Below are 7,243 nucleotides of genomic sequence, written 5' to 3'. Positions count from 1 at the left end.
GCGTCGCCGAACTGCGCGCCCGCGGCCACCGCCGCGTCGCCCTGGCGTCCTGGCTGCTGGCCCCCGGCCTGTTCCAGCGGCGGCTGGCCGCCGCCGGGGCCGACGTGGTCGCCGACCCCCTGTGCCCGGACGCGGCCATCGCCCACGCCGTCGCCGCCCGCTACGCCGAGGCCGCCATCCCCCAACCCGCGTGATCGCGGGGGCGGGGCGAAAGGGTGGCCGGTTGCGGCAACCGGGTGCGCATCCGCCGCTGAGCGGGAACACATCCCGGTGGACCCGCCACCGCCCCCCGAGAGGCAGCGCCATGCCCGTCCCACCCGCCCTACCCGACGACGTCCGCGAACCCGTCTGGGACCGCGCCATGGGCGTTCTGACCGGGGCCGCCGCCGCAACGGCCCTGGTCGGCGCCGACCCCGGCCTGCTCGCCCGGTTCCTGGACCCGGCGCCCTCCCCGCCCGCCCGGCTGGCCGCCCTGGCCCGCACCGCGCTGGACCACCGCTCCCCGCCCGTCGCCGACCCCCTGGACCGGGCCTGGACCGACGCCCTGCGCACGCTGGTGCGCACCGGTGCCGCCCCCGACCGCTCACCCGACCTGGAGCACGCCCCCGTCGACGACCCCCGCGGCGCCTCCTGGCTGGCCCTGGCCCGCACCCCCGTACCGGACCACGCGCCCCACCGCGGCTCCTTCGCCTGCACCCACCTGGTCGACGCCGTCTGGGCCGCCTACACCGCCTCCGGGGACCTGGCCGCCATGTACACCGGCGCCCTGGCCGGGGCCCGCTGGGGCCTGTCCGCCGTCCCCCTGCAAGCGCTGCGGGTCCTGTCCGGGACGGTCGACCCCCACACCCTGCTCGTCGACACCTTCGCCCTGGCCCGCGGCCCCCGCGCCGACCGGTGGCCCCACGCCGGCGTCCTGGTCGCCGAACCGCGCCGCCTGCCGCCCTTCGCCGTCCCCCACCCCCTGGACCCCGAGGTCCTGCTCGGCAACATCGACCACCTGCGCGCCCACCCCGAGACGGTCGACGCCGTGGTCTCGCTGTGCCGGACCCACCCCACCGACGCCCCCCACCTGGCCCCCGCCGACTGGATCCGGGTGTGGCTGCACGACAGCCCGCGCGTCAACGCCAACCTGCACTTCGCCCTGGACGAGGCCGCCGCCGCGGTCGCCGCCCTGCGCGCCGAGGGCAAACGCGTCCTGCTGCACTGCTGGGCCGGGGCCTCGCGCACCCCCGCCGTGGCCGCCCGCTACGCCGCCGCCGGGCTGGGCGCCCCCGTCCTGCCCGCCCTGGCCCTGCTCATCCGCACCGTCGGAGGGCACCTGGACAACCCCGCCCTGGCCCGCGCCGTCGCCCGCCTCAGCGGCCACGACCTCACCGACCCGGCCGCCACCCTGTTCCCCGACGGGATCCCGCCGCGCCGCGCCGACCTGCCCGACCCCCGCATCACCGGCTGACCGCCCTGTGACCGGATAAGGACCGCCCGCAATCACACGGTGAGAAGTTCCACAAACCATCGCTTTCCGGTACCGTTACCCCAGCGTTACCCCTTAGGCTCTGCGCTCAGACCCCGCGTGACGCCACCCGGCGGTCCCTCATCCGGCCCCGCGGCCGGGCCCCGGTACGGCCCGGCACCGACGGGCGCCCTACACCCGGCGCACACCCCCCGCCCTCCTTTTCCCATGGGCGATGCCGTGCGCGGGCCACCGAGCGGCCCGCCCTGCCCTGTTCCCGTTCAAAGGACTCCGACGTGGGCGAACACCAGCCCCAGACCGCAACGGTCGACGAGGACACCACCTTCCTCGACGCCACCCGCGGGACCGCACCCGCCGGTCCCCGGGTCGCCGCCAAGCGCGCCCGCCGCAAGCGCACCCTCATCCTCGCCGGCGCCGCCGGCCTGGCCCTGCTCGTGGGCGGCACCGCCACCGCGGCCGTCGTGGCCACCGGCGCGGGACCCGAGAACGCCACCAACGCCACCGTGATCCCCGAGGCCGACCCCGACCCGCTCGTCCCCGCCCAGGGGCAGGGCGAGCCGGACGCCCGGGCCGCCCAGGGGGCCGAGGACGCCGTCGCCGGGGCCACCCAGTCCACCAGCGCCGACGCCTCCGACATCGAGGAGGCGCCCGAGCCCGAACCGGAGGAGGACACCTCCACCGGCGGCGGTGGCGGTGGCGGTGGCGGCGGGGAGCCCACCGGGGAGGGCGGCACCTGCGAGGCCTCCTTCTACGGGGCCGACTTCGCGGGCCGCACCACCGCCAACGGGGAGACCTTCGACCCCAACGCGATGACCGCCGCGCACAAGACCCTGCCGTTCGGGACCATGGTGCAGGTCACCAACCCCGACAACGGCGCGTCGGTGACCGTGCGCATCAACGACCGCGGACCCTTCATCGCCGGGCGCTGCCTGGACCTGTCCACGGCCGCGTTCGACCAGATCATCGGCACCGGAGCCGGTGTCGGCCAGGTGCAGTGGCAGGTCGTCTCCTAGCCGTCGCCGTGCCCGCCGGGCGCCCCGCACCCTCGACGGGGATGCGGGGCGCCCGGCGTTTCCGGCACCGCGGGATCCGCGTGTGAGCCCCCGCACGTCCCCACCCCGTGGCACAATCCCCGTCATTCGCAAGATCATCCACCGACACGCGAGGGAGCAGGGGCGTTGTTCCGCACCACCACCGGTTGGGTCGTCTCACCCACCGACCTCGTCGACACCCTCGAATGCGACCACCGCAGCGCCCTCAAAGCCGCGCTGGCGGCCCGGGTGGAGGGCGCACCCGCCCCCGAACCCGTCGACCCCCTCGTCGCACACCACGGACTCCTGCACGAACAGGCCGAACTCGAACGCCTCACCGCCCTGTTCGGCCACGTCGTCCACATCCCCGACCCCCACCCCGACGACACCTCCCTGGCCGAGGCCGCCACCGCCACCGCCCACGCCATGGCCCAGGGCGCCCCCGTCATCTACCAGGGCTGCTTCCACCACCCCCTGCCCTCCCGCGGACCCGTCCCCGTCGCCTTCCACGGCCGTGCCGACTTCCTCATCCGCGCCGACCTGGACCCCGCCACCGGCTCCCCCCGCCCCGACGCCGACCCCGACGCGCCCTTCACCTACGAACCCTGGGACACCAAACTCGCCCGCCGCCCCGGACCCGGCGCCGTCGTCCAGCTCGCCGCCTACGCCCACGCCGTCGCCGTCGCCACCGGACGCACCCCCCGCCGCATGCACCTGCTCACCGGCGACGGCCACACCCACAGCCTGGACACCATCGACTTCACCCCCATCCTGGGCACCGTCACCGACCGGCTGCTGGACTCCCTGGCCACCGACCCCGCCCTGCCCTCGCCCACCTGGGGCGCCCCCCGCCCCTCCTGCGACGGCTGCGGCTACTCCACCTGGTGCTCCTCCGGGCGCACCGCCGCCCGCCACCTGTCCCTGGTCGCGGGACTGCGCACCGACCAGGCCGCCAAACTCATCGACGCCGGCATCGGCACCATCGACGACCTGGCCCGCGCCGACGACGACCGGCGCCCCGCCGCCCTGCCCCGCCGCTCCTTCGAACAGCTGCGCGCCCAGGCCCGCCTCCAGGTCCGCCAGGACACCACCCGCACCCCCGACAACCCCCAGGGCACCGTCACCGCCGAGGTGTTCGCCCCCGACGGCCTGGCCTCCCTGCCCGCCCCCAGCCCCGGCGACGTCTTCTTCGACATGGAGGGCTACCCCTACCACTCCCGCGAGGGCGGACGCGGCCTGGAATACCTCTTCGGCGCCACCACCGAGGACGAGCACGGCGCCGAGACCTTCCACACCTTCTGGGCCCACGACCGCACCCAGGAGAGGAAGGCCCTGGAGGACTTCGTGGACTTCGCCTGCGCCCGCATCGAGGCCGACCCCGACGCGCACATCTACCACTACGCCTCCTACGAGGTCGACCGCCTCAAACACCTCAGCTCCGAGTTCGCCACCCGCGAGGAGGAGGTCAACCGGCTCCTGCGCGAACACCGCCTGGTGGACCTGTACACCGTGGTCCGCAAAAGCCTGCGCGTCTCCCAGCGCTCCTACTCCATCAAGTACCTCGAACCCCTCTACCTGCCCGACGCCCGCTCCGGCGGCGTCACCACCGCCACCTCCAGCATCGACGCCTACGCCGCGTACCTGGCCGCCCTGGAGGCCGGCGAGCACGACCGCGCCGCCCAGGTCCTGGCCGACATCGCCGCCTACAACCGCGACGACTGCCACTCCACCGCCCGCCTGCGCGACTGGCTGGAGGAGCACCGCACCCTCCAGGGCATCACCGACCGCCCCGTGGTCCAGCTCGAACTCACCGAGGCCGAGGCCGAACGCGCCCGCAAACGCGCCGAACGCCTGGCCCGCCAGGCCGCCCTCACCGAACCCCTCCTGGACCGGGTGCCCCAGGACCCGGCCGAACGCACCGAGGAGGACACCGCCCGCGCCGCCCTGGCCGCCCTGGTCGGCTACTACCAGCGCGAGAACCTCCCGCCCTGGCGCGAGCACTACCGCCGCACCAACGCCCCCCTCACCGACCTGGAGACCGACACCGACTGCGCCGTCCCCTGGCAGGTCCGCGCGGGGGAGTGGATCGAACCCACCGGCCGCCAGCGCAAGGCCCGCCGCGAGATCCTCATGCGCCTGGACACCTCCCACCCCCACCCCTTCACCACCGGCCAGGACGTCCACCTGCTCTACCCCGGCGCCCCCGGGCAGCCCGCGCTGGCCGCCACCGCCTCGGTCGGCGAGGCCCGCCCCGACAGCCTCACCATCGTCGAGACCTGCGACGCCGACGCCCTGCACTTCCGCAACCCCGTCGCCGTCCTGCCCGGCTCACCGGTCAACCCCGCACCCAAGGACGGCGCCCTGGAGATCGTCGCCGGCCGGGCCCTGGCGGACCTGCCCGAGTGGCCCCGCCACGCCGGGCTGGACCTGCTGCGCCGCATCCCCCCGCGGCTGACCCCCGCCGGGCCCCTGCCCGACCCGGCCGCGCACGGCGGCGACCTCATCGAGGCCACCATCGCCGCCGTCGACCGCCTGGACCACTCCTACCTCGCCGTCCAGGGCCCGCCCGGGGCGGGCAAGACCTACCTGGCCGGCCGCCTCATCACCCACCTGGCCCGCCAGGGCAAGAGCGTGGGCGTGTGCTCCACCAGCCACAAGGCCGTCGAGAACGTCATGTCCGCGGCCCTGCGCGCCGCCGCCGAGGCCGGGATCGACCTGCCCGCGGCCAAACGCGCCAAGTCCAAGAAGGACGCCGACCCCGACCTGCCCTGGGACCAGCCCACCACCCCCCAGGCCCTGGCCGGATGGCGCACCGGGCGCACCGCCGAGGGCCGCCCCGTCCTCATCGGCGGCACCGCCTGGGCCATGGCCAACGCCTCCATGGTCGCCGACCCCCTGGACGTCCTCATCATCGACGAGGCCGGACAGTTCGCCCTGGCCGACACCCTGGCCGTCTCCGCCGCCGCCCGCGACCTGGTCCTGCTGGGCGACCCCCAGCAGCTGCCCCAGGTCGTCCAGGGCACCCACGGCGAGGGCGCCGACGCCTCCGCCCTACAGCACCTCATGGGCGGCCGCCAGATCATCGACCCCGCCCGCGGCTACTTCCTGGACCAGACCCGCCGCATGCACCCGGCCGTGTGCGCCCCCGTCTCGGACCTGTCCTACCAGGGCCGCCTGCACGCCCACCCCACCACCGCCCTGCGCGCCCTGTCCGCCCACGAACCCGGCCTGTACGCGCACGTGGTGGACCACCGGGGCCGCACCACCCACAGCCCCGAGGAGGTCGACGCCGTCGTGGCCGCAGCCACCGCCCTGGTCGCCGACAAGGTCACCCCGGGCCCCGACGCCCAGCCCCGGCCGCTGACCGGCCACGACATCCTCGTGGTGGCCCCCTACAACCTCCAGGTGCGGGCCCTGCGCCGCGCCCTGGCCCGCGCCGCCGAGGCCGACCCCGCCCTGGAGGGGATCCGGGTCGGCACCGTCGACCGCTTCCAGGGCCAGGAGGCCCCGGCCGTCATCTGCTCCATGACCACCTCCGACGCCGCCGAGACCAGCCGCGGCACCGCGTTCGTCCTGGACCGCAACCGCCTCAACGTGGCCCTGTCCCGGGCCCAGCTGATCGCCGTTCTCGTCCACTCCCCGCACCTGGCCACCACCGCCCCGCGCAGCATCGAGGAACTGCGCCTGCTGGCGTCCTTCACCCGCCTGAGCGGCGCCGCCCGTCCCTGGCCCGACCACCGGTGACGACACCCCGTCACCGGTTTCGGACACCCTCCGGGTGGAGTACGTTTTACTGAGCACGCCCCCTGCCACGGCCGGTCCGCACGATCGCGAGGCCGTGCGCCGCGCGTGCGCGACGGCCCACCCCGACCCGTTCTCGAAAGGCACCCCGGCCCCCGTGTCCGACAGTCCCTCCGCCTCCGGCGGTGGCCGCAACACCCGCCACCCCACCGGAATCCGCGTCGTCGTCCTCATCCTGGCCCTGATGGCCCTCGCCCTGGGACCCGTCGGGTACCTCATGGGCACCAACGCCCGTTCCGACGCCGGGTCGGCAGCCGAGTGGTTCACCCTCTCCTTCGGCGCCTTCGTCGGCATCCCCCTGCTGGCCGCCGCCGTGGCCACCGTCGCGGGCGACCGCAGGGCCGCCCTGTGGTCGCTGGTGCTGCTGGCCTGGCCGCTGGTGTTCGTGTCCCTGATCCACTTCACCCCCCTGGGCGGGTAGGCTCCCGGGCGTGTCACCCAAGAAACGCAGACAGCGCAAACCGCGCCGGGACCACGACCGCGGCCCCGCCCCGGAACGCGCCGACGAGGAGACCGCCGAGGAGTCCGCAACGCGGGCCCGGGGCAGGGTGTCGCGTACCCCGCTGGTCGTCCACGACCCGCCCGACCGGCGCATCACCGCCCTGTGGGTGGTGCTGGCCCTGGTGTGGGGCCTGGGCTCCCCGCTGGCGCTCGCGGTGCTGCTGTTCACCACCCTGGACGCCGCCGCCGTCGACCCGGGCGACCCGGGCGCCGCCGCCGGGGCCGTCGACTCCATCGGCACCGCCCTGATCTGGCTGCTGGTGCTGGCCCTGGTCGTGCCCGCGCTCTCGGCGATCGCCGCGGTCGTCCTGCGCCGCAGGATCGCCGCGATCGGGTTCACCGCCGCCCTGGCCGTCTCCGCCGCACTGGTCTTCTGGGCGATGCCCCCGACCGAGCTGTGGGACGCCCTGCGCACCCACCTGTCCGGCTGACCCGCCCA

At 75.6% G+C, this 7,243-nt stretch carries 5 protein-coding genes and 1 pseudogene; all 6 read left to right on the top strand.

Features of this window, described 5'->3' with window-relative positions:
- Positions 1-194, top strand: a pseudogene (locus QJS33_RS09655) (sirohydrochlorin chelatase); the annotation flags it as partial.
- Positions 195-304: 110 nt separating this feature from the next.
- Entirely contained in the window at positions 305-1,453 is a 1,149-nt protein-coding gene (locus QJS33_RS09650; protein ID WP_306367541.1) for a protein phosphatase, read from the top strand.
- A gap of 293 nt (positions 1,454-1,746) precedes the next feature.
- A complete protein-coding gene (locus QJS33_RS09645) occupies positions 1,747-2,484 on the top strand; it encodes a septal ring lytic transglycosylase RlpA family protein (protein ID WP_306367540.1) in 738 nt (245 codons plus the stop codon).
- Positions 2,485-2,649: 165 nt separating this feature from the next.
- Positions 2,650-6,246, top strand: coding sequence for a TM0106 family RecB-like putative nuclease (locus QJS33_RS09640; RefSeq protein ID WP_306367539.1), 3,597 nt, complete (start codon positions 2,650-2,652; stop codon positions 6,244-6,246).
- A 154-nt stretch (positions 6,247-6,400) separates the two neighbouring features.
- Positions 6,401-6,724, top strand: a complete 324-nt coding sequence (locus QJS33_RS09635) for a hypothetical protein (protein ID WP_306367538.1) — start codon at positions 6,401-6,403, stop codon at positions 6,722-6,724.
- A 10-nt stretch (positions 6,725-6,734) separates the two neighbouring features.
- The gene (locus QJS33_RS09630) at positions 6,735-7,235 is read left to right on the top strand and encodes a hypothetical protein (protein WP_306367537.1); all 501 of its coding nucleotides are present in this window, start codon (positions 6,735-6,737) and stop codon (positions 7,233-7,235) included.
- The last annotated feature ends 8 nt before the right edge of the window (positions 7,236-7,243 follow it).

It is taken from the genome of Nocardiopsis sp. CC223A (assembly GCF_030766825.1).
GTDB lineage: Bacteria > Actinomycetota > Actinomycetes > Streptosporangiales > Streptosporangiaceae > Nocardiopsis.
Note: the sequence above shows the minus strand (reverse complement) of the source record. Positions and strands in the feature narration are given on the sequence as shown.

Coding starts and splice junctions, on each gene's coding strand:
- QJS33_RS09650 (WP_306367541.1), top strand. CDS start 305: ATGCCCGTCCCACCCGCCCTACCCGACGACGTCCGCGAACCCGTCTGG.